This is a genomic window from Micromonospora parva, assembly GCF_040649675.1.
Lineage (GTDB): Bacteria > Actinomycetota > Actinomycetes > Mycobacteriales > Micromonosporaceae > Micromonospora > Micromonospora parva.
Genome location: NZ_JBEZFX010000012.1, coordinates 62,097 through 87,395, shown reverse-complemented (window position 1 = coordinate 87,395; position 25,299 = coordinate 62,097). Strand labels below are relative to the sequence as shown.

General features: G+C 71.2%; 24 protein-coding genes. 16 read left to right on the top strand and 8 right to left on the bottom strand.

Annotated features, from left to right (window positions below; genetic code table 11):
* Nucleotides 1-485 precede the first annotated feature (485 nt).
* Together AB0C03_RS26840 and AB0C03_RS26835 are read right to left on the bottom strand one after the other, a co-directional pair.
* A complete protein-coding gene (locus AB0C03_RS26840; protein WP_030329451.1) occupies nt 486-1,736 on the bottom strand; it encodes an HNH endonuclease signature motif containing protein in 1,251 nt (416 codons plus the stop codon).
* A 210-nt stretch (nt 1,737-1,946) separates the two neighbouring features.
* Nucleotides 1,947-2,426 carry a winged helix-turn-helix transcriptional regulator gene (locus AB0C03_RS26835; protein ID WP_030329449.1) on the bottom strand — a complete coding sequence of 160 codons (480 nt, stop codon included), beginning with the start codon at nt 2,424-2,426 and terminating at the stop codon, nt 1,947-1,949.
* Nucleotides 2,427-2,529: 103 nt separating this feature from the next.
* On the opposite strand from AB0C03_RS26835, the gene AB0C03_RS26830 reads away from it, so the two are divergent.
* Nucleotides 2,530-4,092, top strand: coding sequence for an MFS transporter (locus AB0C03_RS26830; protein ID WP_210866924.1), 1,563 nt, complete (start codon nt 2,530-2,532; stop codon nt 4,090-4,092).
* Between the two features lie 35 nt (nt 4,093-4,127).
* On the opposite strand, the gene AB0C03_RS26825 is transcribed toward AB0C03_RS26830, so the two are convergent.
* Entirely contained in the window at nt 4,128-4,598 is a 471-nt protein-coding gene (locus AB0C03_RS26825; RefSeq protein ID WP_209444498.1) for a winged helix-turn-helix transcriptional regulator, read from the bottom strand.
* 145 nt (nt 4,599-4,743) lie between these two features.
* Here AB0C03_RS26825 and AB0C03_RS26820 point away from each other — a divergent pair, with 145 nt between their 5' ends.
* The 3 genes from AB0C03_RS26820 (at nt 4,744) to AB0C03_RS26810 (ending at nt 6,789) form a co-directional block, all read left to right on the top strand.
* Nucleotides 4,744-5,076, top strand: coding sequence for a nuclear transport factor 2 family protein (locus tag AB0C03_RS26820; protein ID WP_210866923.1), 333 nt, complete (start codon nt 4,744-4,746; stop codon nt 5,074-5,076).
* A gap of 52 nt (nt 5,077-5,128) precedes the next feature.
* The gene (locus AB0C03_RS26815) at nt 5,129-5,671 is read left to right on the top strand and encodes a TetR/AcrR family transcriptional regulator (protein ID WP_357639641.1); all 543 of its coding nucleotides are present in this window, start codon (nt 5,129-5,131) and stop codon (nt 5,669-5,671) included.
* A gap of 86 nt (nt 5,672-5,757) precedes the next feature.
* Nucleotides 5,758-6,789 carry a medium chain dehydrogenase/reductase family protein gene (locus tag AB0C03_RS26810; RefSeq protein WP_357639638.1) on the top strand — a complete coding sequence of 344 codons (1,032 nt, stop codon included), beginning with the start codon at nt 5,758-5,760 and terminating at the stop codon, nt 6,787-6,789.
* A gap of 7 nt (nt 6,790-6,796) precedes the next feature.
* On the opposite strand, the gene AB0C03_RS26805 is transcribed toward AB0C03_RS26810, so the two are convergent.
* Complete coding sequence (locus AB0C03_RS26805) at nt 6,797-7,978, bottom strand: low temperature requirement protein A (RefSeq protein ID WP_030329438.1); 1,182 nt, start codon at nt 7,976-7,978, stop codon at nt 6,797-6,799.
* 418 nt (nt 7,979-8,396) lie between these two features.
* On the opposite strand from AB0C03_RS26805, the gene AB0C03_RS26800 reads away from it, so the two are divergent.
* The 5 genes from AB0C03_RS26800 (at nt 8,397) to AB0C03_RS26780 (ending at nt 13,360) form a co-directional block, all read left to right on the top strand.
* Entirely contained in the window at nt 8,397-8,570 is a 174-nt protein-coding gene (locus AB0C03_RS26800; protein ID WP_167337273.1) for a hypothetical protein, read from the top strand.
* Nucleotides 8,567-9,571, top strand: a complete 1,005-nt coding sequence (locus tag AB0C03_RS26795; RefSeq protein WP_030329437.1) for a glycosyltransferase family 4 protein — start codon at nt 8,567-8,569, stop codon at nt 9,569-9,571. Before AB0C03_RS26800 ends, AB0C03_RS26795 begins: the two co-directional genes overlap by 4 nt.
* Nucleotides 9,572-9,687: 116 nt before the next feature.
* Nucleotides 9,688-10,824, top strand: coding sequence for a glycosyltransferase (locus AB0C03_RS26790; protein WP_030329436.1), 1,137 nt, complete (start codon nt 9,688-9,690; stop codon nt 10,822-10,824).
* Between the two features lie 44 nt (nt 10,825-10,868).
* On the top strand, nt 10,869-11,873 hold the full coding sequence (locus AB0C03_RS26785) for a glycosyltransferase (protein ID WP_357639634.1): 1,005 nt from the start codon (nt 10,869-10,871) through the stop codon (nt 11,871-11,873).
* Nucleotides 11,870-13,360 carry a glycoside hydrolase family 130 protein gene (locus AB0C03_RS26780; protein WP_357639631.1) on the top strand — a complete coding sequence of 497 codons (1,491 nt, stop codon included), beginning with the start codon at nt 11,870-11,872 and terminating at the stop codon, nt 13,358-13,360. The genes AB0C03_RS26785 and AB0C03_RS26780 overlap by 4 nt, the downstream gene beginning before the upstream one ends.
* 55 nt (nt 13,361-13,415) lie before the next feature.
* On the opposite strand, the gene AB0C03_RS26775 is transcribed toward AB0C03_RS26780, so the two are convergent.
* Nucleotides 13,416-14,435 carry an ice-binding family protein gene (locus AB0C03_RS26775; protein WP_245233542.1) on the bottom strand — a complete coding sequence of 340 codons (1,020 nt, stop codon included), beginning with the start codon at nt 14,433-14,435 and terminating at the stop codon, nt 13,416-13,418.
* A 269-nt stretch (nt 14,436-14,704) separates the two neighbouring features.
* On the opposite strand from AB0C03_RS26775, the gene AB0C03_RS26770 reads away from it, so the two are divergent.
* Nucleotides 14,705-15,919, top strand: coding sequence for a PP2C family protein-serine/threonine phosphatase (locus AB0C03_RS26770; RefSeq protein WP_307857938.1), 1,215 nt, complete (start codon nt 14,705-14,707; stop codon nt 15,917-15,919).
* Between the two features lie 67 nt (nt 15,920-15,986).
* Nucleotides 15,987-17,054 (top strand): DUF2855 family protein, encoded by a 1,068-nt coding sequence (locus tag AB0C03_RS26765; RefSeq protein ID WP_357639627.1) that lies wholly within the window; start codon nt 15,987-15,989, stop codon nt 17,052-17,054.
* A gap of 6 nt (nt 17,055-17,060) precedes the next feature.
* Here the strand turns inward: AB0C03_RS26765 and AB0C03_RS26760 are convergent, their stop codons facing one another.
* Nucleotides 17,061-17,858 (bottom strand): SigB/SigF/SigG family RNA polymerase sigma factor, encoded by a 798-nt coding sequence (locus AB0C03_RS26760; protein ID WP_051708235.1) that lies wholly within the window; start codon nt 17,856-17,858, stop codon nt 17,061-17,063.
* Between the two features lie 232 nt (nt 17,859-18,090).
* Nucleotides 18,091-18,276: a hypothetical protein gene (locus AB0C03_RS26755; RefSeq protein WP_210857400.1), complete on the bottom strand. Its 186-nt coding sequence runs from the start codon at nt 18,274-18,276 to the stop codon at nt 18,091-18,093.
* A gap of 320 nt (nt 18,277-18,596) precedes the next feature.
* Here AB0C03_RS26755 and AB0C03_RS26750 point away from each other — a divergent pair, with 320 nt between their 5' ends.
* Nucleotides 18,597-20,468: a sigma-70 family RNA polymerase sigma factor gene (locus AB0C03_RS26750; protein ID WP_357639624.1), complete on the top strand. Its 1,872-nt coding sequence runs from the start codon at nt 18,597-18,599 to the stop codon at nt 20,466-20,468.
* 29 nt (nt 20,469-20,497) lie between these two features.
* Nucleotides 20,498-21,148 (top strand): DUF305 domain-containing protein, encoded by a 651-nt coding sequence (locus AB0C03_RS26745; RefSeq protein WP_357639621.1) that lies wholly within the window; start codon nt 20,498-20,500, stop codon nt 21,146-21,148.
* 17 nt (nt 21,149-21,165) lie between these two features.
* Here the strand turns inward: AB0C03_RS26745 and AB0C03_RS26740 are convergent, their stop codons facing one another.
* The gene (locus AB0C03_RS26740) at nt 21,166-21,726 is read right to left on the bottom strand and encodes a GNAT family N-acetyltransferase (protein WP_030329417.1); all 561 of its coding nucleotides are present in this window, start codon (nt 21,724-21,726) and stop codon (nt 21,166-21,168) included.
* 81 nt (nt 21,727-21,807) lie between these two features.
* On the opposite strand from AB0C03_RS26740, the gene AB0C03_RS26735 reads away from it, so the two are divergent.
* Genes AB0C03_RS26735 through AB0C03_RS26725 form a run of 3 tightly spaced genes read left to right on the top strand, consistent with a single transcriptional unit; the run spans nt 21,808 to nt 25,297 of the window.
* Nucleotides 21,808-22,518: a siderophore-interacting protein gene (locus AB0C03_RS26735; protein WP_357639618.1), complete on the top strand. Its 711-nt coding sequence runs from the start codon at nt 21,808-21,810 to the stop codon at nt 22,516-22,518.
* A complete protein-coding gene (locus AB0C03_RS26730) occupies nt 22,515-23,801 on the top strand; it encodes an MFS transporter (protein WP_357639615.1) in 1,287 nt (428 codons plus the stop codon). Before AB0C03_RS26735 ends, AB0C03_RS26730 begins: the two co-directional genes overlap by 4 nt.
* Nucleotides 23,798-25,297, top strand: coding sequence for an MFS transporter (locus tag AB0C03_RS26725; RefSeq protein ID WP_357639612.1), 1,500 nt, complete (start codon nt 23,798-23,800; stop codon nt 25,295-25,297). Before AB0C03_RS26730 ends, AB0C03_RS26725 begins: the two co-directional genes overlap by 4 nt.
* Nucleotides 25,298-25,299: the final 2 nt, after the last annotated feature.

The window sequence follows — 25,299 nt, the reverse complement described above, 5'->3', positions numbered from 1 at the left end:
TGCCTGGCCCGTCCGGTCCGATGGGTGTTCGGTTGTGGCACGTCGTTGCCTCCACGTTCGGTGCCGGCCGCCACGACTGATGACGGTGGCCGAAACCTAGGATCGGCACCGATCATCGAGAAGCACTCGTAACCTGGCCGTCATCTTGGAAACAAGCTCGTAACACAACGGGTACTTTGCGCGTCATTTAGGAACGTCGACGTGGGTGATCTGTGCCATTTGGTCGGTTGCCCGTGCCGAAGTCCACCACAGACTTGGCGAGGCAACAGTGACCAGCGCCGGACCGTGGAACGAGCGACGCGACAGGCCCCGACGTGCCAACACTGGTCCGCGCCTGGCGGCTGGCGACACCCTGAACCAGCGGGTGACGCATCATCGCTGCCGTGGACCGAGCGCGTGTTCCTTGCCACCACAGCACGTCTCCTCTGGCCCGGAGCACGTGCCGATGGTTGTTCGGCTTGGAGGGTCGGGTCAGTCGGCCGCTCTTATGTTCGTCGGTGGTAGTGGTTGCGGCGGGGGAGTTGTTCGGGGTCGAGCCAGGCGGGTGGGGTGAATTCGGGGTGGCCGTCGGCGGCGAGTCGCACGGTCCAGTCGCTGTGGTGGATGTGGCGGTGGTGGTGGCCGCAGAGCAGGACGGCATTGTCGAGGTTGGTGGTGCCGCCGTCGGCCCAGTGGTGGATGTGGTGGGCGTGGCACCAGCGGGGTGGGCGGTCGCAGCCGGGGAAGGCGCAGCCGTGGTCGCGTAGGACGAGGGCGCGTCGGAGGGGGCCGGTGATGAGGCGGCGTTGTCGGCCGAGGTCGAGGACTTGGCCGGTGCTGTCGAGGACGGCGGGCAGGATGGTGGCGTCGCAGGCGAGGCGTCGCACGGTGTCGGGGGTGAGGTGCGCGCCGGTGTCGAGCGCACCGCGAGACAGCTGCCGGGTCAACTCGTCGTAGCTGGTGGTGACGACGATGTGGGCGGGGTCGCCGCCGTGTTCGGGCAGGTCGCCGGTGCGCAGGGCGAGGCGGCAGATGTCGGCGAGGGCGTCGTGGCGGCGTTGTCCGGCGGAACGGGAGTCGTCGGGGCCGGAGGGTGCACTGAGGGGGTCGATGGCGGCGCGCAGGAGGCCGGCGGTTTCGGTGTCGAGGGTGGCGGTGAGTCGCAGGCGGCCGTCGGTCTGTTCGGAGAGGGTGACGTGGCGGTCGCGGGTGGCGCGGCGGGCGTCGGCGTCGAGGGCGGCGTGGGCGGCGGCGTCGGCGAGGTCGGGGGCGACGTGGTCGAGGATGCGGGTGCCGAGCTTGCGCAGCAGAGTGGGGTCGAACTGCCCGGCCCAGCCGACCAGCACACCAACCGCCTTGTCGCCGGCCTCTGCACCGGCGGTGGTGTGCACGGTGTCGACCGTGTCGGCGATGACCCGGGCCTGGTCGAGGGTGACGCGTCCGTCGGTGAGCGCTTGTCGTACCCCGGGGTTGCCGGTGTCGAGTGCGGTGGCGAGGTCGACGAGGCGGCGGGCGACCGTGATGGTGAGTCGCAGTCGCTCGCGCAGCCACACCGTGGTGGAGGAGGCACCCTGCGCGTGGGGCGTGCCCCGGCCGTCGAGCTCACGGATCAGGGCCAGCTTCACGGCGGCGAGACGTTGCTCCAAGCGGTGCGCGGCGTCGAGCGCGGCGATCAAATCCTGCTCGGAAAGGGCCCAGGCGGCGGCGTCCACGCACGCGGCGACCGCGTCGTCTGCCTGCGCCAACTCCTCGACCATGACCCGACACTAGAACAGGTGTACGACAATTTCAGTCATCATGATCGATTGGCTGGGCAGCGACCGACGGCGGGCTGGCCGGGCTGCTGCGGCTGACAGGCGCGCGACCGGGTGTCGCGGCGACGCCGGTCCCGCCCATGGTCCCGGAGGCGACACCGGTCCCGCCCATGGTCCCTGAGCGACGGCGCCGGTTCGGCCGTGACCCGCGTGTCAGTCGCGCCGGACGAGACCAGGGCCGGCGGTGATGTCGATGTCGCCGTCCGCGATGTCGTGGCCGGCGGCGCAGCGGAGCACCGCGCGGATCGGTTCGCCGCAGTCGTGGTGGGTGGCGATGACCGACGGGCCGGTGTCGGTGGCGGCCCAGGTGTCGCCCCAGTTGCGCAGTGCGGTGATGACCGGCAGGAGGGCGCGGCCCTTGCTGGTGAGTTGGTACTCGTGGCGGGTGCGCTGCCCGGGCTCGCGGTAGGGGATTCGTTCGAGCAGGTCGGCGGCGACCATCTCCTTGAGTCGGGCGGCCATGGCGGGCTCGCCGACGCCGACCCGGCGGACGAAGTCGTCGAAGCGGCGCGTGCCGAGCAGGGCCTCGCGCATGATCAGGACCGTCGACCTGCTGCCCACGATGTCCATCGCCCGGGCCACCGAGCAGTTCTCGCTCGTCCAGGAATCGCGATCGTCTCGTAGGTCCTTCATGCCGTCCAGCGTACCTGACTTGCGTTAGGGCTAGCCAGGTGCTTCACTGGGTCGCGCTGACTTCAGCATACGCAAGCCAGCCCATCAGCCTGAAGGATCTTCAGTGACCACCAGCACCGCAACCCCGATCCCACCCGGCGCGGCAGCACCCGGGCCGGCAGCTACCGCCCGCTCATCCCTGCGCGGCTCCCGCGCGGTGACCCTGATCGCCATGTGCCTGGGCGCGATGATCACGTTCCTGCAGATCACCGCGACGGTCTCCGCGCTGACCACGATCCAGCGGGACCTGCGGGTAGACCCGACCACGCTGGTCTGGATCCCCAGCGCCTACACCCTGATGGTGGCGAGCGTCGTGCTCTCCGCGGCCACCCTGGGCAGCCGGTACGGGCGCAGGCGAATGTTCGCCGCCGGGGTCGTCGCGATGATCGTCGGCGCGGCCGTCGTGGCCAGCGCTCCGACCGTCGGCTGGGTGATCGCCGGGCAGTTGGTCGCCGGCCTTGGTGGCGCCCTGATCCTGCCGAACAGCCTGGCGATCCTCGGTGCGACCTTCACCGACCCGCACCGCCGGACCGAGGTCATCACCGCGTGGTCGGCGGCGTCCGGCATCGGGCTCGCGATCGGCCCGCTGATCGCCGGTGCCCTGCTGCAGCACTACCAGTGGCACAGCGTCTACCTGTCGACGATCGCGCTGGGCCTGGTCACCCTCGTCGTCGCCGTCGTCGGAGTGGCCGAGTCCCGGCCGAGCGCCGCCCGGCTCGACGTGCCCGGCCTGCTGCTGGGCACCGTCGCGATCGCGGCCGCCGTCTACGCGCTGATCCAGGGCGGCAAGGTCGGCTACACCAGCCCCGTGGTGTCGACGGCCTGGGTCGTCGCGGTCGTCGCACTTGTCGCGTTCGTGCTGGTCGAGCTGCGGACCAGCGCGCCGATGCTCGACGTACGGCTGTTCCGGTCCGCGTCGTTCAGCGCTGTCATGGTCGTCGGTGCGGTGTCGCTGTTCGGTTTCACCGGCGTGGCGATCCTGCTGGTCCTCTTCCACGAGCGTGCCCAGGCGCTCAGCCCGCTGGACACCGGCTGGCGGATGCTGATGCTCTTCGGTGTTTACGTGCTGGTCGCCTTCGGCGCCGGGCGGGCGATCCGTCGTACCGGGTTCAAGGCGCCACTGACCCTCGGCCTGGTCCTCGGTGCGGTGGCCAGCTTCGCGCTGGCGAACCAGGGGCCGGACACGTCGTTCGGTCACCGCTGGGCGTTGTTCGCGTTGTTCGGCGGGGCCAGCGCGCTGGTGGTGGCCCCGGCGACCGCGGCGGCCCTGGCCAGCGTCGCGCCCGCCCAGGCCGGGATGGCCTCCGGCGCGGTCAACGCGGCGCGCCAGGTCGGCTCGGTGCTCGGCTCGTCCCTGCTCGGCACGCTGCTCACCACCACGATGGTGGCCGACCTGCCGGGCCGGCTCGCCGCACACCAGGTCGACGAACCCACCCGGAGCGCCGTGCGGGCGGCGGTGGCCTCCGGGGCCAACGGCGACCAGCCACTACCCGACCCGGTGCGGGCGGCGATCGCGGAGGCGCTGACCTCCGGAGTCCAGGCCGGGCTGCGGATCAACGGCGTCGTCTTCCTCGTCGCCGCCGTGCTCGCGCTCACCCTCATCCGCAACCGGCCGCACCAGCACTAGGGCCGGGCGCGTCGGCCCGCCGTCGTGCGCGCCGGTCACCGCTGCGGCGGGGCCGTCCGGGTGGGAATGTGCTCGTAGCGCTTGCGCATGGTCTCGCTGGCGGCCGGGCCGGCGGCGAACACGAAGGTGGCGTCGTCGAGCGGGCGACCGGTGTTGCTGTCGACGAGCACCGGGTCGGCCTCCACCCCGGTGGCCCGGTCGACGAGGATCATGCTGCGCTCGCTCGGATCGAGGCGTGAGTTGCCCCAGGCCGCGAGGGCGACGATGACCGGCCGCAGGCTGCGGCCGAGGTCGGTGAGGACGTACTCGTAGCGGTCCGGTCTGGTCTGGTAGCGGCGACGTTCCAGCAGCCCCTGGCCGGTGAGGGTCTTGAGCCGGCTGGTCAGGATGCTGGACGAGACGCCGAGGTTGGCCTGGAACTGATCGAAGCGGGTGTAGCCGTCGAAGGCGTCGTGCAGGATCAGCAGCGTCCACCACTCGCCCACGTGGCCCAGCGCACTGGACAACGGACATTCGCGGTCCGCCAAGCGGATCTTTCCGGCCACAACCGTGCCCTCTCCCGAGTAGGTGCTACTGTCGAAGCTAGTAGGTGCTGTTTCAGAAGTAACCATACGACGGGCCCTCGGCGACGTCGGAGAGGGACGGGAGACCATGACTGCCACCCAGGGCGCACCAGCCATCATTCGCCGCTACTTCGCGCTCGCCGGCCAGCCCGACTCCGCGGACTACTTCGCTCTCTTCGCCGAGGACGCTGTGGTCGAGGACGAGTCGAACGAGTACCGGGGCATCGAGGCCATCCGTCAGTGGCGCCGTGCCGTGCCGCTGGTGTCGTACGAGATCACCGACGTCGAGGAGACTCCCGCCGGCACCGTGGTGACCGCCACGATCACCGGCGACTTCCCCGGCAGCCCGTTCGCCGGCCTCCGGTACCGCTTCAGCGACTACGACGACAGCGCGATCCGGATGCTGCGCATCGCGCCCTGACCGCTGAGCGGCGAACTTGACGACACTTGTTTGTGAGTGCACACTTACAAACATGCGATCGACCGCCGAGGCCCGCCGGGTCACCGTCCTGAACGCCGCGGTGTCGGTGTTCGCGCGCGCCGGCTTCCACGCCACCCCGGTCACCGCCGTGGCCGCCGCCGCCGGCATCTCCGAGGCGTACGTCTTCCGGCTCTTCGCCGGAAAGCTCGGGTTGTTCGTGGCGGCGGCCGGAGCGTGTTTCGACCGGATCGCCGAGGCGATCGAGGCGGGCGCCGAGCGTGCCACGGGCGACAGTCCGGAAGAGATCCTCGACACCATGGGCGGTGCGTACGCGGAGCTGATCGCCGATCGCGACCTGCTGCTCTTTCAGGTGCAGGCGCAGGCGGTCACGGACATCCCGGAGGTCGCCGAGGCGGTGCGGGCCGGCTACCGGCGGGTCGCCACCTTCGTGCAGGATCGGGCCGGTGCCAGCGACGCGCAGGTGCAGCAGTTCTTCGCGTACGGCCAGTTGTGCCATCTGATCGTGACCGCCGGCCTGGAGCAGGTCCCGGAGCCCTGGGCTCGTGCCCTGACCGCCGGCATTCGCCACCCCTGACCAACCCGCTGTCGGGTCGCTGCGGCGGCCCACTCTTCGGCCTCGACAAGTGTGTGAGTGCACACTTACAAACAAAGGAGAATCCGATGACGACCGACGCGATGATCACCGAAGTGGTGCTGCCCGGCGTGGTGGAGCCCGACGGACTCCAGCTGCGCCGACGCCCGATGCCCGTCCCCGGCCGGGGGCAGGCGCTCGTCCAGGTCGAGGCGACCGGCATCTCGTTCGCCGAGCAGCAGATGCGCCGCGCGCTCTACCCCGGCCAGCCGAAGTTCCCGTTCGTGCCCGGCTACGACCTCGTCGGCACCGTCCGGGCGGTCGGTCCCGGCGGTGACCACGCCCTGGTCGGCGCGCGGGTGGCGGCGGTCACCAAGACCGGTGGCTGGGCCACCCACGCGCTGGTCGACCTCGACGCCCTGACCCCCGTACCGACCGGCCTGGACCCCGTCGCGGCCGAGACCGTCGTCGTCAACGGGGTGACCGCCTGGCAGATGCTGCGCGACGCCGACCTGACGGCCGGGCAGACCATCCTCGTGCACGGCGCGAACGGCGGCGTCGGGAGCGTGCTCGTCCAGCTCGGCCGGCACCTCGGGCTGCGGGTCATCGGCACCGCTGCCGTACGACACCACGCCGGCCTGCGTGAACTCGGCGTCGAACCGCTCGACTATCGCGACCCGGACATGGCCGCCCACGTTCGCGAGCTGTCGCCGGGTGGCGTCGACGCCGTTTTCGACCCGGTCGCGGGCCCGGGCGTCCGCACCTCATACGCCCTGCTCGCCCCGGGCGGCAAGCTGGTCGTCTACGGCAACGCGGCAGCCGTGGGCACCGGGCAGTCGGTCATCTGGATCTTCGTGAAGCTGTTGTCCCGCCTCTACACCTGGAACGCGCTGCCCAACGGTCACCGGGCTGGCTTCTACAACTTCTGGGCCGGTCAGCTCACCCGCCGTACCGCGTTCCGCCGTCGCCTGCGCACCGACCTCGGCACCGTGCTCGACCTGCTGCGACGGGGAGTGATCGTGCCGCAGATCGCCGCCCGCTACCCGCTCGACGAGGTCTCCGCCGCGCTGGTGTTCGCCGAGGCGCGCAGCCGGGCCGGCAAGGTGGTGCTGGAGCCATGATCACCGACTACGTCGAGGGCATCGGTGGTTCGGGCGGCCTTCCGTGGGCCCGGATGCTGTCGGTGACGGCTACTCCGGCGAGCACCAGGGTCGCGGCGAGGCCGGCCACCAGTGCCGGGGTGAGTATCAGGACGGGTCCGACGACCGCCAGCGCAAGCAGCGCGAGCAGTCGAGACGGTGAGACGCGGCTGAACACCTCGTACTCGAACCGAGCGCGTCCAAGCAGGAACAGCGCGAGCCCGCCGAGGAGGACGCCGGCCAGCCACGGCGACGTCTCCCCGGCAGGCTCGCTGATGATGGCTTCGAAGCTGGCGGAGGCGGCCACGACGCCGCCCACCATGAGTAGGTGGGTGTTGGGCGCGGACCGTACGAACCCACCCGGGTCCCGGGAAGCCTCGATGGCGGCTTTCAGCAGGGACCCGGCGCGGTGGACGTAGATCTGCCACAGGAGGACGGTCGCGGCGAACCCGACCAGGAGTGCCGCCGTCCGCTCGATGGTCAGGTCGTGGGTGGCGTAGGTCAGGGTGATGACGAGGATGAGATCGCCGAGAGCGAGCGTGAAGATCTGCTGGTAACGCTCCGCCAAGTGGTCGGCCGCCACCGCGTAGTGAGGTGTGGGTAGGCGACCGATCCGCGGAGTGGGGTAACGAAGCCAGGCGGCCGCGTAGTCGACGGCGAGCGCAGCGGTCCACAGCAGGCCCCGGGCCGGGCCGCTGACGAAGGCGCCGACGAGCCACGGTACGGCGGACACCGCGAACCAGAACATGAACCGACTGGAGCGTTGCTGCTCCATCCGGCCGCCCAGCGCGACGACGAGAAAGGTGCCGCGTCCCACCTGGACCGCCACGTACGCGCCCGCGAAGATCAGGCCGTGCTCGGCGAAGGCGCCGGGCAGCGCCCCGGCCATCAGGATCGTCCCGAACATGACCCAGAGCGTCACAGCGAAGATCGAGGATCGGTTGAGGTGTTGGAGTTCGGTAGCCAGCGCGCTAGCCGCCCAGACCCACCAGATGGCCGTCAACAGAACCACGGTCTCGAAGACGCCGACCCAGTCGAGACGCTGTGCCAGTGTCCGTGACGTCAGGGCCAGCGCGGCGACGAACACCAGATCGAGGAAGAGCTCCAGCAGGGTCGCCCGCTGGGGCCCCTCATCCTCGCGGGTCAGCCCTACCGCTTGGTCGGTCGTCATCAGGTGCCCGCCTACGTGCTCCGGACCCTCATGCTAGTGAGATTCCGGCAGTAACTCGGGCAAAGCCGCTGGGACAGCCTCCTTGAGGTGCCGGATCCATCCCGCCGGGTGGCACCTTCCGAGCGCCCCGACTGCCCGTGCGTGTGCAGCCCCACGTCACGAGGCGTACGGTGGACATGTCGCCCGGGGCCCCGGTGGCCGTCAGACGCCGTCGCCACCAGCCCATCAGGGGCGTTACCGAACGTCATCCCCGTCGCCGCGACTCGCTGGTCGTGTTGACCGATCGCCGACCACATCCCGGCCGTCGGTTCCGCCCGTCGTCGCGGTTGGAACGGTTGGTGGTCCGGATCCGACCGCGCGTGCACACCACTGTCCGTGCGAATGATCGTTTTAAACACCTCAACCAGGGGAGCACCAGATGAGGATCGCCAGAGACAGGATCGTCACCGCACTTCGCGACCGGGGGCAGCAGGCACGGGCCGACTGGGTCGAGCGCGAGCTGCCGGAGCGCGTCGACCCGGCCAAGCACACCGGGCTGCTCGCCACCCTGAACCTCAACCCAGCTGATCTCGTCGACGCGTCCTCCCCTTGAGGATTGCGCTGCTCGGACCGGTCGCCTGGCGTACGCCCCCGCACCACTACGGCCCGTGGGAGCAGGTGACCGGCCTGCTCGCCGAGGGGCTGGTCAGGCGCGGGATCGACGTGACGCTCTTCGCGACACTGGACTCCGTCACCTCCGCCCAGCTCGACGGCGTCTGCCCACGGGGGTACGCGGACGACCCGGACCTGGACGGTCGGGTGTGGGAGGCGATGCACGTCTCCCACGCGATGGCCCGCTCGGCGCAGTTCGACGTGGTGCACAGTCACCTGGACTGGCTGCCGCTGGCGTTCGCGGAACACTGCCGCGCGCCGCTGCTGACCACAGTGCACGGCTTCTCCGGGGCGGGGATCCTGCCCGCCTATGGCCGCGCCCGCTCGTCGTACGTGTCGATCTCCGACGCCGACCGGGCGCCGGAGCTCGACTACGTGGCCACTGTGTATCACGGCGTCGACGTCGCCGGCCTGCCGTTCACCAGCGAGGCCGGTCCTGGGCTGGCCGCCTTCGGCCGGATCCACAGGGACAAGGGCACCCACACCGCGATCGAGATCGCCCGCCGCGCCGGCCGAACCCTGACGATTTGCGGGATCGTGCAGGACGAGCGGTACTTCGCCGAAGAGGTCGCCCCGCACATCGACGGCGACCAGGTCGTCTTCCTCGGGTCGGTGGGCCCGCGACGGCGTGCCGAGGTGCTGGGTGGCAGCACCGCGCTGTTGCACCCGATCGCCTTCGACGAGCCGTTCGGGCTGTCGGTGGTGGAATCGATGGTCTGTGGCACGCCGGTCGTCGCCTATCGGCGGGGGTCCATGCCCGAGGTCGTCGACGAGGGAGTGACGGGTCTCCTCGTCTCCACCGTCGACCAGGCCGTCGAGGCGATCAGCCAGGCTGCCGACCTCGACCGGGTGAAGTGTCGGGCGCGGGCTCTGGAGCGCTTCAGCGCGGAACGGATGGTCACCGACTATCTCGCCGTCTACGACAAGCTCCTCCTCACCTGACTGAGCCGCACCGCTCTCCGTTCCGCCGGTCACACACGCTGACCGGCGTGCGCCGTTCCCGCGTGAGGCTCACCGCGTACTCCTGCGGTGGCCGACTACCGGAAGGCCCGACGTACATGCCCAGCTACGGATTCCTCAGCACCCACCCACCGACCCGGTGCGGACTGGCCACCTTCAACGCGTCCCTCGCCGCTCAGCTGACTGCCGACGGCACCCTTGGTGGCATCGTCCGCGTCACCGATCACGGCGACGACCAGCGGCCCGCGCCCGGGGTGGTGCACACCTGGTCGGCGCGTGACCCGGCCGGCTGGCGGGAGGCGGCGGCCGCGCTGAACGCGTACGACGTGGCGATCGTCCAGCACGAGTACGGCATCTACCCCGGCGCCGACGGCGAGGAGGTCCTGCCGTTGCTGCGGCGGCTGAGCGTGCCGAGCATCGTGGTTCTGCACACCGTGCTCCGTCAGCCCTCGGCTCGGCAGAAATCCCTGTTGGAGCAGATCGTGGCGACCGCCGGAGCGGTGGTCACGATGACCGACACAGCCCGCGACCGGCTGCTCGTCGGGTACGCCGTGCCGGCGGGCAAGGTGACGGTGATTCCGCACGGCGCGGCCGAGCTTGCCGGTGTACCCGTCGACAGGCGTACCCGCCCGCACCTGCTGACCTGGGGTCTGCTCGGGCCGGGCAAGGGCATCGAGTGGTCGTTGCGGGCCCTCGCGCGGTTGCAGGACCTGGAACCGACTCCGACCTACACGGTGGCCGGGCGGACCCACCCGAAGGTGATCGAGCACCACGGTGAGGCGTACCGGGCGGGGCTGCACCAGCTCGGTGCCCAGCTGGGCGTCGCGCACGCCGTCGACTACCAGGACGTCTACCACGACCAGGAGGCGCTGGGCCGCCTGATCCGCTCCGCGGACGTGGTCGTCCTGCCCTACGACTCCCGCGAACAGGTCACCTCCGGCGTACTCATCGAAGCGGTGGCCGCCGGGGTGCCCGTCGTGGCGACGGCGTTCCCGCACGCCGTCGAACTGCTGACCGGTGGGCCCGGTCTGGTCGTACCCCACCAGAACCCGGCGGCACTGGCCAAGGCGATCCGACGGGTCCTGATCGAACCGGGCCTGGCCGCCCGGTTGGCCGGGCGGGTGCGTCCGCTGGCCGCGCACCTGCGTTGGCCTGCGGTAGCGGCCCGCTACGGCGCCCTCGCCGACGAGCTCGTCGAGGCCCGCTCTCCCGCCGTCAGCGCCGTGCCGGCGTGACGGCGACCACCGGGCGCCCCCGGACCTCGACGGTTGGGCGCTGGGTGACGGCACCCGCGCCGAGCTTCGCGCACCTGGCTCGGCTGAGCGACGACACCGGTCTGTTCGAGCACGCACGGCACGCCATCGTCCGGCGTGAGCATGGTTACTGCACCGACGACGTGGCGCGTGGCCTGGTGGTCGTCAGCCGTGAGCCGGAGCCGAGCGAGGAACTGCTCCGGCTGGCGGAGCGGTACCTCGCGTTCCTGACCCACGCGCAGGACGACGGCGGCGCGTTCCGCAACCGGCTCGGGCACGACCGGCGTTGGGTCGACGAACCAGGGCTCGGCGACTGGTGGGGTCGAGCTCTGTGGGGCCTGGGCACGGCCGTCGCCCGCAGCCCCGCCGCATGGGTACGCGAGGAGGCGCTGGTCGCCTTCAGCCGGGGCGCCACCCGGCGGACGAAGGCCCCGCACACGATGGCCTTCGCCGGTCTGGGCGCGGCCGAGGTGCTTCGTCGTCACCCCGGCCACGTCGCCGCCGCGTCCCTGCTGGCGGACGCGGCCAGCACGATCGGCCCGCCGGCCCCCGATCGCGGGTGGCCGTGGCCCCGGCAGGAGCTGACGTACGCCAACGCCGCCCTCGCCGAAGTGGTCATCGCCGCGAGTCAGCTTCGCGAGGGTGGCCCGCCCCTCGACGACGGCCTGCGCATGTTGACCTGGCTGCGCGATGTCCAGCTCCGCGATGGCCGGCTGTCTGTCGTACCCGCCGGGGGCTGGCGGCGCGGCGCCGTACGGCTGCACCACGACCAGCAGCCGATCGAGGTCGCCGCCTTCGCCGATGCCTGCGCCACGGCGGCCGTGGTCACCGGCGACCCGGTGTGGGACGACGGGGTGCGGCAGGCGGTCGGGTGGTTCCTCGGCGACAACGACCTCGGCACGCCGATGTGGGATCCCGCGACCGGCGGTGGCTACGACGGGCTGACCGCGCACGGGCCCAACCTCAACCAGGGTGCCGAATCGACCCTCGCGCTCATCTCCACCCTGCAGCACGCCCGGCGGTGGTCGTGACCCGGAGTCTGGCCGTCCGGCAGGACGTCACCCTCACCCCGGACCCACGCCGCGTCATCATCAAGCTCTTCGTTCCGGGCGAGGATGCCGCAGTGGTACGGACCCGCGCGCAGGCGCTCATCGACCGGGTCGCGCACCTCGACGACGAGGAGACCGCCCGGCTGCTGCGGGACACCCTCGACCGGTTCGGCGCCCGGCACCGCGACCTGGCCGGCACCTTCCACCACCACTACGACCTGGTCCGGCACCGCGCCGCGCGGGCCCGGGATCTCTCGCCGAACAGCCGGCTGCTGGTCGGCGCCTACTTCAGCCACGAGTACGCCGTCGAGGCCGCCGCCCTGTGCAACCCGTCGATGGTGGCCCACCCGGACCAGACCAATCTCCGCCCGGGGCAACTGCGCGTCGCCATCAGCCTGCGCCAGATCGGGGAGGGCCACGTGTCCTCGATCGGTTTCGCCTCCGCGATCGTCGGGCCGGGGAAACAGCTCACGATCGCCGACCGGTCCGGGCCTCTGGCAGTCGGGCAGCGGACGGGCGTACGGCACCGCCGGGATCTGCTCGTCGCCGGCCTGGCCGAGGAGGACTGCGACAACGAGGTCGCGGCCACGGTGCTGGACGCGTTGCCCGAGTGGTACGACGAGGCCGCCTTCGAGCGGGTGCTCGGCAACCTGCCACCCGACCTGCTCTCCCGCAGCACCGGGTTGGGGACCGTCGAACACTTGCGTCGTACCAACGCCGGTAGCTACGCCACGGCCTTCCCCGCGGACACGGTCCTGCACCAACGGGTGCTGTGGCCAGCCACCCCGGCGGAGAGCAACGGCATGGAGGACGCCCGGTTCGTCCGCTTCGTCGACGAATCCGGGCCGGTGTACCGGGCCACCTACACCGCCTACGACGGCCGGACCATCGCCACCCGCGCGCTGGCCAGCGACGACCTGCGCCGGTTCGAGATGACTCCGATGCGCGGGCCGGGTGCCCGGAACAAGGGGCTGGCGCTGTTCCCGCGCACCGTCGGCGGTCGGCACCTGGCACTGTGCCGTGCCGACGGCGAGACCATCGGCCTGACCGCTCTGGACGGCGAGAACCGCTGGCAGGCACCGACCCCGCTGCACGCACCGGGCGAGAGCTGGGAGTTGATCCAGGTCGGCAACTGCGGATCACCGATCGAGACCGACGTCGGCTGGCTCGTGCTCACCCACGGTGTCGGGCCGATGCGTCGGTACGCCATCGGTGCGCTCCTGCTCGACCTGCACACCCCGGAGCGGGTCGTCGCCCACCTGCCCGGCGCGCTTCTCGCACCCGACGAGGACGACCGGGACGGGTACGTGCCGAACGTCGTCTACTCCTGCGGCGCGCTCGTGCACGACGGTGAGCTGTGGGTGCCGTACGGCGCGAGTGACGCGCGGGTGGGATTCGCCGCCGTGCCGCTGTCCGCGCTCCTCAGCGCGATGGTCGAGGCCCCACCATCAGGCAACCGGCACGGATGAGCACCGGTGGTGCTGCCCCGGCGGCGGGTGAGTCACCGCCGCCGGGGCGCATCGGTCAGGACTCAGACCTGCGGCGTCGGTAGAGGAACAGCAGGGCCGCGCCGGTGGCGACGGCGACGCTGCCGATGCCGGTCAGGACGGGCAGCAGGGCTTCACCGCCGCTGCTGCCGGTCACGGGCAGCGCTGTGCGGGTGGGCCGCGCCGTGGGCTGCCCGGTCGGTGTGACCGTGGGCTGCCCGGTCGGCGTACCTGTGGGCTGCCCGGTCGGTGTGCCGGTCGGCGTGCCCGTGGGCTGGCCGGTCGGGGTGCCGGTTGGTGTCTGGGTGGGCGTTCCCGTCGGCTGGAGGCAGACGGGGGCGTTGATGGTGTTGGTGTCGAGGGTGACGGCGCCGGTCTGCGCCAGAGCCCGGCCCTGGAGGGTGGCTCCGGTGTTCATGGTGATCGAGGTCTGGGCCAGGATGTTGCCCATGAACCGGGTGCCGGTGTCGAGCGTGGCCGAGCTGCCCACCTGCCAGTAGACGTTGCAGGGCGAGGACCCGTTGATGAACACGACGCTGCTGTTGGGCGCGGTGACGAGCGTCGAGGCGATCTGGAAGATGAACACCGCCGCCGGGTCACCCTGACTGTCGAGCGTCAGGGTGCCGGTGAGCTGCGCGGCACCGATCCGATAGACCCCGGGGAGCAGCGTGGTGCCGCCCAGCTCGGCCGGCAGGTTGGTGAACGGAGTCCGGCCGGCGGCGTCGTTGTAGGCGGTGGTCAGGTCGTTCTTGGCCTGCAGGGCGACGGCGTCGCCGAGGTGGATTTCACCGCCGACGATGCCGGGCGGGAAGCCGGGCGCGGTGTTACCGGGGCTGACGCCGAGGCTCTGGGCGAGGAATGTTGGCCCGGTGTTGGTGACCGTGGTGCCGGCCAGCACGGAGAAGTTCGCCGCCGTGCCGAGGTCGACCGGTGCTTCGGCGGCCCTCGCCCCGGTACCACTGAAGATGAGTACGGCGACGGCGGTGCCGCTGGCGGCGACGGCCGCCAGTGCGGACATGGCCGCGCGTCCCGGATGGCTGAATAGTTTGGTTGTCACGACGTGCCCTTTCGCGAAGGCATCTCACCAGACGCCAGTTGTGCGGCGGCTGGAGGCCGCACCATCCACAGGGGTCTTGCTTATCGGACTTTTGCACGAGTACTTCGCAAAAAACGCAAAACCAGCGAGATGGATGGGGCGGGTGGGGTGAAAGGTGGGCCACCGGTCAGGCGCGGACGATCGGCCGACGAGAACCGCGGCGGGGCGAGGTAGCCTCACCGCTCGCACTACGTGCTCCTGCGATCGGGGAGGACAGGGGGAGGTGGAGCGTGGCCGACGTCGGCGAGGTGGTGCGTTGGTTGCAGCTCAACGCGCCCCAGGGCGGTCCGGACGAGGTGTCGCGGCTGGTGGCCCGGGCCGCGCCCATGATCAGTGCCAGCGAGATCGTGATCTATCTGGCCGACTACAAGCAGACCCTCCTCGTCCCGCTGCTCGGCGCGGGTCTCGACCGGGACCAGTTGCCGATCGAGACGACGCTCGCCGGCCGGGCCTTCACCACCCTCGACATCCAACGCGCGCCCGACAGTCCGGACCGGGTGTGGGTGCCACTGCTGCTCGGGTGTGAGCGGATGGGCGTACTGGAGATCGTCTCGCCGGCCGCCGCCGACGAGACGATGGACGGCCCGGCCTGGGAGGTGGCGGTCAACGTCGCCCAGATCCTGGTCAACCGCCGGTCCTACGGTGACGTGGTCGAGCGGATGCGGCGGCGGATGCCGATGCAGGTCGCGGCCGAGATCGTGTGGGGTCTGCTGCCACCGCTGACCTTCGCCACCGACGACCTGGTGGTCACCGCCATCCTTGAACCGTGCTACGACGTCGGCGGCGACATCTTCGACTACGCGTTGAACGATGACGTGCTCAGCGTCGGGCTCTTCGACACCTGCGGGCACGGCATCAAGGCGAGCACCCTCGCCTCGCTGGTGGTCAGCGCGTACCGCAACGCCCGTCGATGCGGCCTCGACCTGGTCGACACGGCGATCAGCATCGACCGGTGGGTGCGGTCCGAGCATCCGAACTTCTTCGCCACCGGGTTGCTGATCGAGTTGGACCGTCGGACCGGCCACCTCAGCATGATCAACGCGGGGCATCCCGGTGCCATGCTGCTGCGTGACGGCAAGGCCGTCCGGGAACTTCCGGGGCCGACGGCTCTGCCGCTGGGGCTGGGTCACCTGTCCGCTCGCCGACCGCGAGTGCACGTGGAGAATCTGCACCCGGGTGACCGCCTGCTCGCCTACACCGACGGCATCACCGACGCCCGTAGCGCGCAGGGTGAGCAGTTCGGACTGGACCGGCTCGTCGACTTCGTCAACCGCGCCCTCAACGACGGGCTGCCCAGCCCGGAGACGATGCGTCGGCTGGTCCGCGCGGTCGTCGGCTACCAGGACGACCAGCTGGAGGATGACGCTACCGCCCTGTTCGTGGAGTGGCGGCCACCGCACCTGCCGCTCGCGCACCTGCGCGGCCTCGCCGCCGCCGGCTCCTGAGCGAGCAGTGGGATTTTGCACTCGCAGTGCACTTGTCTCCGATTGCGGGGCTGTCTAGCGTCACCTCATGGCTGACTCATGGACCTTCGCGGTGGCTCGGGACGACCTCGGGAAGACCACGCTCGTCGATGGCCCCATCCCCGCCGTGGCCGACGGCGAGGCGCTGCTGCGCGTGGACCGCGTCGGCCTCACCGCCAACAACGTGACCTACGCGGTGCTCGGTGACGCGATGCGCTACTGGCAGTTCTTCCCGCCGGCCGCCCAGGGGCTCGGACCGCAATGGGGCCTGCCGCCGCTCTGGGGCTTCGCCGAGGTGGTCGACTCGGCGGTGGCGGGGGTCGAGGTGGGGCAACGGATCTATGGTTACCTCCCGCCCGCCGGTCACCTCGTGGTGCGGCCGGACCGGGTGGACGGGTCCGGATTCCGCGAGGCGAGCCCGCACCGGGTCGAGCTGCCGTCGCCGTACAACGCGTACCGGTCGACCATCGGCGACCCGGCGTACCAGCGCGACCAGGAGGATCTGCTGATCCTGTTCCGGCCGCTCTTCTTCACCTCGTTCATGCTGGCCGACCAGGTTGTCGACAACGACTTCTACGGCGCCGAGGCGCTGCTGGTGTCGTCGGCGTCGAGCAAGACCGCGTACGCCGCCGCGTTCGAGCTGCACCGCCGCGGACCGCGCCTGGTCGGTCTCACCTCACCCGGCAACCTGGCCTTCACCAGGTCGCTCGGCTGCTACGACGAGGTCGTGTCGTACGACGACATCGACGCCCTCGACGTGGTCCCGACCGTTTACCTCGACCTGTCCGGCGCGCCCTCGACCCGTGCCGCCCTGCGGCGGCGCCTCGGTGACCGGCTCGTCCGGGACATCGCTGTCGGGCTCACCAACCAGACGCCGAACGCCGACGCCGCCGAGGAGGTGTTCTTCGCGCCGGTGCAGATGCGCAAGCGCAGCCACGACTGGGGCCGCGACGGGCTCGACGAGCGGTTCACCGCGGCGTGGCAACGCTTCGCCGCCGTGGTGAGCGGGTGGCTCGACGTTCGGGTCGGTGCCGGGCCGACGGCGCTGCAACACGCGTGGCTCGACGTTCTGGCCGGTCGTACGCCGCCACGGGTGGGCCACGTCGTCCAGCTCTGACCGGGCTCAGGCTGCGATGTCCTCGCTCAGTTGGCAGCGCAGCGCGGCCAGCGAGCGGGTGATCAGCCGGGACACGTGCATCTGCGATACGCCGATCCGGTCGGCGATCTGGGCCTGGGTCAGGTTGCCGTGGAAGCGCAGGCTCAGGATCTGTCGTTCGCGTTCCGGCAGCGTGGCGAGGGCCGGCCCGAGGGCGATGCGGAGGTCGACAAGGTCGAAGGCCCGGTCGTCGTCGCCGAGGGTGTCCCCGAGTTCCCGGCTGCCGTCGGCCCCGACCGGGGTGGACAACGACGTGGCCCGGTAGGCGCGCGCACCCTCCAGCCCCTCCAGGACGGTCTCCTCGGACACGTCGAGGTAGGACGCGATGTCGGCGACGGTCGGCGAGCGGCCGAGGGTCTGGATCAGGGTGCTGTTCGCCGCGCTGATCGACAGGCGCAGCTCCTGGAGGCGGCGGGGCACGCGGACCGCCCAGGTGCGGTCCCGGAAGTACCGCTTGATCTCGCCGATGATGGTGGGGATGGCGTACCCGCTGAAGTCGACACCTCGGCTGTGGTCGAAGTTGTCGACGGCCTTGATGAGCCCGACGAAGGCGGTCTGGGCCAGGTCGTCGTCGGGTGCGCCGCGTCCGCCGTAGCGGCGCGCCAGGTGCCGGGCGAGCGGCAGCCACGCCTCGATGGCGCGGTCCCGCAGGGCTGGCCGGCGGGGGTCGTCGGCCGGGGTCGCCTTCATCTCGGCGAGGAGCTCATCCGGGCTCTGGTCGATGCTCCGCTGGTCGGTGCGGGTGCTGGTCGCGTTGTCGACGATGGTGGCCACGTGGGTGGTCCTTCCCGCAGGCCCGTCGATCGACCGGAAGGGTCTCCGAACCGGCTACCGCCGGAGCGCACATACGGGCGAAGGTGCGCTGTCGCAAGGCCACGAGCACGGGCCTCGCCGCCGCGTCATGTCGTTCACGTGATGCCTCGCACACTACCCGAAAGGCCGACCATTTCCCAACCGAAAGTATGAGTCCTGGCGTTCGCGGGAGAACGCCGCCGGGTCAGCCGCGCTGGTCCGGGGCGTCGACGGCGGCCGGTGCCGGCGAGGCCGACCGCACCGCGAACGGGTGGCGCAGCTGCCGCATCGCCTCCTCGCTGCTGTCGAAGGTCACCGCCGGTCCGTCCAACGCCTCGCCGTTGGAGGTGGCGAGGAACAGGACGGGTCGACCGTTGTCGTTCGGTGTCATGCGGGGATCCTGTCTCTACGAGAGGGGTGCGTCTCGGCCTCGGCAACATCGGCCGTGCGACCTGGTGACGCGTCGGCGCACACGCTGGCGCCCGAATGCGGGTGTCCCGTGCACGGGCGAACGCCCGGCGACACCGACACCCCGCACCATACCCGGCATCGTCGCCCGGTATGCGCCGCCGGCGAACCCGCGTCGCTTGTGGCGGACCGACCGCCCGGGAATTCTGTAATCCCACCCGCTGCCGCGAGTCTCCGATCCTGAGGGCGGTCAGCGCACCCAGCGTGGGCACCGCGCGGACGAGCACACGAGGAGTGAGACGCATGTCGTCAGCCGGTCGAGCACTGCCCGATGTCGGGTTGGTCGTCGCGGCCCGGCAGGGCGACCAGCGCGCTCTCGACGACGTCGTCACGGCCTCGCTCCCGCTGGTCTACAACATTGTCGGGCGTGCGCTGCGCGGGCACGCCGACGTCGACGACGTGGTCCAGGAGACGTTGGTACGGGTGATCCGGTACCTGCCCGCGCTCAACGACCCGGCGGCCTACCGGTCCTGGCTCGTGGCGATCACCATCCGGCAGGTGCGTGACTGGGAGACGCGCCGACGCGTCGCGCTCAACCGCGACGCCGGGCTCGACGCGATCCACAACGTGCCCGACCCCGCCTCCGACTTCGCGGGGATGACGATTCTCCGGCTCGGCCTCACCGACCAACGACGTGAGGTGGCCGAGGCGACCCGCTGGCTCGACCCGGACGACCAGGAACTGCTCTCGCTGTGGTGGCTGGAGGAGACCGGCGAGATCACCCGCAACGAGGTCGCCGACGCCCTCGGTTTGTCACCCGGGCACGTCGCGGTGCGGATCCACCGGATGAAGGAGCAGATCCAGAGCGCCCGCGCCGTCGTCCGCGCGCTCCGCGCCCGCCCCGGCTGCCCGGAACTGGGCGCCGTGACCGCCGAGTGGGACGGCACACCCAGCTCGCTGTGGCGCAAGCGACTGGCTCGACACGTCCGCGACTGCGCGTTCTGTGTCCGGTTGGGAAGCACGCTCCTGCCCATCGACCGGCTGCTCGCCGGCCTGCCGTTGCTGCCGCTGCCGGCGGGTCTCGGCGCCCACCTGCCGAACGTGTCCGCCCCGGCGGCCGCCGCGTCGGCCGTCGCCCCGCCGAGCCCGGCGGTCGGACCCGCCGCCGGGCCGACCCCGCCCACCGATGGCGGCGGTGGACAGAGCGTCGTCGGCCTCGCGGCGAACCGGCCCCGTGGCCTGGTGCCGTCCCTCGTCGCCGGGGTGGCCGCCGCCGTCCTGGCCATCACCATGGCGGTGGTGATCCAGCCGGACGATCCGTCCGCACCCTCCTGGGCCGCGCCGCCGTCCGCGGCACCCACCGCAGTCGTCACCCCGAGCGTCGCACCGCCGCCGAGCGCACGGCCCGCGTCGAAAGTGCCGGTGCCGCCGGTGGTCAGCTCCGCGCGCAAGGGCGTCGGGGTGTGGAACTTCGCCGGGGCGAGTCAGGCGTTGGCGAACTCCAAGGCCGGCTGGTACTACACCTGGGGCACCCAGCACCCGGGAATCAGCACTCCGCGCGGTGCGACGTTCGTGCCGATGATCCGCAGCGCGGAGAACGTCACCGCCACGGAGCTGGCGCGGGCCAGGGCCGCCGGGCCGTACCTGCTCACCTTCAACGAGCCGGACCTGCCCGAGCAGGCGAACATGACCGTCGATCAGGCGTTGGACCTGTGGCCGCAGTTGATGGCGACGGGCAGCAGGCTGGGCAGCCCGGCGGTCGCCTGGGGCGCGCCGGACCCGCAGGGTTGGCTGGACAGGTTCATGACCGGCGCGCAGGCCCGTGGCCACCGGGTCGACTTCATCACGCTGCACTGGTTCGGTGCCGACTTCACCACCGCCACCGCCGTGGCCCAACTCCGGCAGTACCTACAGGCTGTCTACCAGCGGTACCGGAAGCCGATCTGGCTGACCGAGTTCGCGCTGATCCGCTTCGGCGCGGGCGGTTCGCAGTTTCCCTCTCCGGAGCAGCAGGCGGCCTTCCTCACCGCGGCCACCGCCATGCTCGGGCAACTCCCGTACCTGCAGCGTTACGCCTGGTTCGGGCTCCCCGCCACGGACCAGGACCGGTCCGGGCTGTTCCGCGACGGGACCGAGGCGACAGCGGTCGGCCGCGCGTTCCAAGCCGCCCGTTGAGCGCCGACGAACGGAGGGCCGAGCAGATCATGGCGGAGCGTCCCGGGTCTCGCGTCCGGACCGGTCGGATGGTCGGCGTCGTCGTGACAGTGGTCGCGACCGCGCTGGCCGTCGGGCTCACCAACGGTTGGGGACGAACCGAACCGGCCCCGGTGGCCTCGTCGGCAACCAGCCCACCGGCCGCTGCGGTGCCGACCGTGCCGGTGGTGCTCAGCGGCACCGACGACGCCTTCATCCAACTGCTGATCCCGATGAACGAGGGCGCGCTCGCGCTGATCGACCAACTCGGCACCCGGCCGGCGGACGCTGATCCGTCGTTGCGGGCCCTCCTCGGCGAGCTTCGGACGGCTCATCAGGCCGAGCTGCGGGACCTGCGTGGGCTGTTGGCCGCGGGCAACGTGCCGGAGCTGAACATCCACGAGGGGCACCAGATGCCCGGCATGGTCACCGAGGCCAGCCTCGCCGAGCTGCGTGCCGCCCCCGACGTCGAGGTGCCGTCCCGCGCCGCCGCGCTGATCCGGGCGCACCTCGCGCAGACAGTGGTGCTGTGCCGGGGCGAGCAGACCGCCGGTGGGAGCCCGGAGTTGAAGGCGTTCGCCAGCCGGATTCAACAGGCGCGCATCGCCGAGCTGAGCGCGCTGGACAATCGGCTCGGCGCCCCCACCGCCACCAGCCAGTAGTCGGTGGGCGTCGGCGGTCAGGCCGTTGTCTGGTGTCTCGCCGCGAACCGGGCGCGCGTCAGGAACGCGAGTTGGGCCCGCTTGTCCGGCATGTCGATCTCCGAGTCGAGGGTGAAGCCCTCGATCTCCAGTCGGCGCAGGGCGAGGTGGTTGCGGACGTCCGGCTCGACCACGATCCGCTGCGCGGCCGGATCGCGGAACAGGAAGCGGGCCACGGCCGGGCCGACCGCGTTGGTGAGGCTGCGGGCGAGGCGTCGGTCGGGGCTGAGCAGCAGGTGCATTCCCACGTCGCCGGGCTGGACGGGGTAACGCTCGCCGACCGGGTCCGCCTCGGGCTGATAGGTCTGGAAGAGGCCCACAGGCTCGTCGTCGATCAGGATCAGGTACGCGTGGTGAGTGGGCAGGCTGTCCACAAAGGCGTAGATCTCGCGCACTTCTTCCAGGGTGTGGGAACCCATGCCCCAGAAGGAGTTGCGAGGAAGGGTCACCCAGCCGTGCAGGAGGGCGGCGTCCCGGTCGGGGTTCACGGTCACCAACGACAGCTCGCCGAGGCCGGCGATCTTCTCCTGGTACGTCATCGGGCGCTGTCCTCTGTTCCATCCGGGGCGCAACTTAGGTTAACCTCCCCTAACCAAGGATGACCTTACCTGGAGGGGTGCGTGAAGCGGAACTGGGAGGCCCTGGTCCTCAAGGCCATGGGAGGTCGGGACTTTCGGTTGACCGTCCTGAGCACCGAGTCGATCGATGGGCACTACCAGCGGCTTCTCCTGGACGGGGGCGGGCTGCTGGAGGCGTGCGGGGTGCACCCGACGATGTGGATCCGGCTGTGGTTCGACAACGACGGGCGGGCACACCAGCGCGCCTACACGTTGGTCGACCCCGACCCGGCCACCGGCCGCTTCACCCTCGAATTCGCCATCCATGACGGCTGCGCGGCCCGCTGGGCCACCACGGCCACTGTCGGCGACACCATCAGCGCGACCGTCCAGGGCAGCGCGTTCGAGTTGCCCGACCCCGCGCCCGACCATCTCTACCTCGTCGGCGACGCGGCCTCCCTGCCCGCGGTGAACAGCCTGCTCGACGCCGGTGCCGACATCCCGGCCACGGTCTGGCTGGAGTACGCCCACGAGGGCGAGAAGGCGCTCGCGCTGCGGGCCCGGGCGCACCACGAGGTCACCTGGGTGCCTCGGCGCGACGCGGGGCAACATCTCGTCGACACGGTCTGCGCCGCCCTGCCGACCGGCGACACGGGCCACTACTGGGTGGCCTGCGAGGCGGCCACCACCAGGAGCATCACCCGACACCTGCGCAAGACGCTGGGCGTCGACAAGGACCGTCTGACCTCCCTCGGCTACTGGAAAGCGGCATGAGGGGCCGGCTCGGCACCCTGACCGCGCTGTACGTCACCCAGTACCTCGGCGTCGGCTTCATCACCGTCGGGCTCACCGCCATCCTGCGCGACGGCGGCACCTCGCTGGACACGCTGGCGCTGTTGCAGATCGTCGGCCTGATCTGGCCCATCAAGTTCCTCTGGGCGCCGATCCTCGACCGGTACGGCTCCCGGCACCGCGGCCACTACCGTTCCTGGCTGCTCGTCCTGCAGAGCGCCCTGGTGCTGGCCCTGTTGGCGCTGCTGCCGTTCGCCAGCCCGGCCGACGCGCTCGGCCCGATCGTCGCGATCTGCGCCGCGTACGTGTTCTTCTCGGCCACCCAGGACATCGCCGTGGACGCCGTCGCGGTGCGCATGCTCGCCGAGTCGGCCCGGGGGACCGGCAACGGCATCCAGGTCGCCGCGAGCTACCTCGGCAACCTGCTTGGTGGTGGGGCCTGCGTCCTGGTCTACGACCAGTTCGGTTGGGCGTCGGCGATCGGGCTGCTGGTCGCGATGACGGCGGTCGGCCTGGTGGTGGTGTGGCGGTTCCGGGAGCCTCCCCGTACCGATCGGGTGGCCCGGATCGGCACTGCCTACCGGGCGCTGCTGTCGGTGTTCGGGCAGCCCGGCTGCCGGTGGTGGACGTTCGGCGTGGTGCCGCTGGTCTACGTCGGCGCGGGAATGGCGTACGCCCTGGTCACCCCCGCTCTGGTCGACGCCGGCTGGTCGTTGGGTCGGATCGGCGTGGTCACCGGCGTGGTGACCAGCGCCCCGGCCATCGTCGCGGGTCTGGTCGCCGGGCTCGGGGTCGGACGGTTCGGGCGCGGTGGCGTGCTCGTGGCCGGTGGCCTCGCGCTCACGGTGTCGACGTTGCTGCTGCTGCCCCTGATGAACGGCCAGGCGCCGCTGGGTGGGACGGTCGCCGCGCTCTGTTGCTTCATGGTGGCCTACACCATCGCCAACGTCGTGCTCTACACGGTCAACATGGACTACTCGCGACCGGACACCGGTGGCACCGACTTCACCGTCCTGTCGTCGTTCGGCCTGGTCTGCTCGTTCGTGGCGTCATCCATCGGTCTCGCGGCGGCCGAGCGGGTCGGCTATCCGGCGGTCGCCGTCGCGGCCATCGTGCTGGTGGCCGCCGGGGTCGTCCTCGGCCTCGCCCACCAGCGGCGATTCCCGCACCGGCCCGGCCCGACCGCCGGCCTGCCCGTCGGCCGGTCGACCCCCGACGCAGCTGTCGAGCGGCCCGCAGCGGACGGCGCCAAGGCGGTGGCGTGACCAGCGTCCAGCCGGCCACCGACACCGCGACACCGGTACGACTGCCACAGCGATGGCTCATCCTGGCCGTGCTGTGCGTCGCGCAGCTGGTCGTGGTGCTGGACAACACCGTGCTGACGGTGGCGGTGCCGGTGCTCACCACCGAGCTGGGCGCCAGCACCGCCGAGGTGCAATGGATGATCAACGCGTACGCGTTGGTGCTGTCCGGGTTGCTGCTCACCGCCGGCAGCGCCGCGGACCGGTACGGTCGCCGCCGGATGTTGCTCGCCGGGCTCGTCCTGTTCGGGGCCGGCTCGCTGGCCGCCGGTCTCGCAAGTACCAGCGGACAGTTGATCGCCGCGCGGGCCGGCATGGGCGTCGGCGGCGCGCTGCTGGTCACCTCGACGCTCGCGGTGGCGATGCAGGTCTTCGACGCCGCCGAGCGGTCCCGGGCGATCGGCATCTGGGCTGCCACCAGCGCGTTGGGTTTCGCCATCGGGCCACCGATCGGCGGCACCATCCTCGCCCATCTGCCCTGGGGCGCGATCTTCCTGATGAACGTGCCGATCGTGCTGGTCTGCCTGCTCGTCGGTCGCGCGCTGGTCCCCGAGTCCCGCGGGCCTGCCGGCGGTCGACTCGACGTGCCCGGCGCCGTGCTCTCCACCGCCGGTCTGACCGCTGTCGTCTGGGCGATCATCTCCGGGCCGGAGCGCGGGTGGACGTCGACCGAGGTGATCGGTGTGGCGATCGTCGGCGTACTGGTACTCGGGATCTTCGTGCGGTGGGAGCGACGGATCCCACATCCGATGCTGGACATGGGCTTCTTCCGGGACCAGCGCTTCGTCGGTGCGATCTCCGGAGTCGTGCTGATCACGTTCGGTGCCACCGGCGCGCTCTTTCTGCTCACCCAGCACCTCCAGTTCGTGCGGGGTTACCCGGCCTGGGAGGCCGGTCTGCGGATGGCGCCCTTCGCGCTGTCCATCGTGCTGCTCAACGTCAGTGGTGTCGTCGCGGGCGTGATCCGTCGGCTCGGCCTGGCGGTCGCCATCGCCGTCGGTATGACGCTGCTCGCGGCCGGGCTGGCGCTGGTCACCCTCTTCCCGTCCGACGGGTACGCGGTGCTGCTGGCGGGGCTGCTCGTCATGGGCGCCGGTTGCGCGCTGGCCAACCCGGCCATCGTCGAGGCCGTGATGAGCGCGATCCCGGCGGCGAAGGCCGGCGCTGGCGCGGGGGTCGACGGCACCATGACCGAGGTGGGCAGCAGCCTCGGCATCGCGGTGCTGGGTGCCGTGCTGAACGCCCGGTTCGCGGCGCTGCTGCCGGCGGCGGTGGCCGGCGCCGGATCGTTCCCCGCGGCTCTCGCCGCCGCCCCCGACGGTGCCGAGCGGGAGGCAGTGACTGTCGCCTTCGCCTCGGCGCTGGAGACGGGACAGCTGGTGGGCGCGGCAGCGGTGCTGATCGGTGGTCTGGTCGCCGCCGGACTGCTGCACCGGGCAGACCGCACCATTTCCACCTAATA

Bases quoted from the DNA above. Each gene is read 5' to 3' on its own strand.
- AB0C03_RS26790 (WP_030329436.1), top strand. From the start codon at position 9,688: ATGCCCAGCTACGGATTCCTCAGCACCCACCCACCGACCCGGTGCGGA.
- AB0C03_RS26840 (WP_030329451.1), bottom strand. From the start codon at position 1,736: ATGGTCGAGGAGTTGGCGCAGGCAGACGACGCGGTCGCCGCGTGCGTG.
- AB0C03_RS26800 (WP_167337273.1), top strand. From the start codon at position 8,397: ATGAGGATCGCCAGAGACAGGATCGTCACCGCACTTCGCGACCGGGGG.
- AB0C03_RS26810 (WP_357639638.1), top strand. From the start codon at position 5,758: ATGACGACCGACGCGATGATCACCGAAGTGGTGCTGCCCGGCGTGGTG.
- AB0C03_RS26815 (WP_357639641.1), top strand. From the start codon at position 5,129: ATGCGATCGACCGCCGAGGCCCGCCGGGTCACCGTCCTGAACGCCGCG.
- AB0C03_RS26740 (WP_030329417.1), bottom strand. From the start codon at position 21,726: ATGACGTACCAGGAGAAGATCGCCGGCCTCGGCGAGCTGTCGTTGGTG.
- AB0C03_RS26805 (WP_030329438.1), bottom strand. From the start codon at position 7,978: ATGACGACCGACCAAGCGGTAGGGCTGACCCGCGAGGATGAGGGGCCC.
- AB0C03_RS26820 (WP_210866923.1), top strand. From the start codon at position 4,744: ATGACTGCCACCCAGGGCGCACCAGCCATCATTCGCCGCTACTTCGCG.
- AB0C03_RS26755 (WP_210857400.1), bottom strand. From the start codon at position 18,276: ATGACACCGAACGACAACGGTCGACCCGTCCTGTTCCTCGCCACCTCC.
- AB0C03_RS26765 (WP_357639627.1), top strand. From the start codon at position 15,987: ATGGCTGACTCATGGACCTTCGCGGTGGCTCGGGACGACCTCGGGAAG.
- AB0C03_RS26750 (WP_357639624.1), top strand. From the start codon at position 18,597: ATGTCGTCAGCCGGTCGAGCACTGCCCGATGTCGGGTTGGTCGTCGCG.
- AB0C03_RS26730 (WP_357639615.1), top strand. From the start codon at position 22,515: ATGAGGGGCCGGCTCGGCACCCTGACCGCGCTGTACGTCACCCAGTAC.
- AB0C03_RS26745 (WP_357639621.1), top strand. From the start codon at position 20,498: ATGGCGGAGCGTCCCGGGTCTCGCGTCCGGACCGGTCGGATGGTCGGC.
- AB0C03_RS26835 (WP_030329449.1), bottom strand. From the start codon at position 2,426: ATGAAGGACCTACGAGACGATCGCGATTCCTGGACGAGCGAGAACTGC.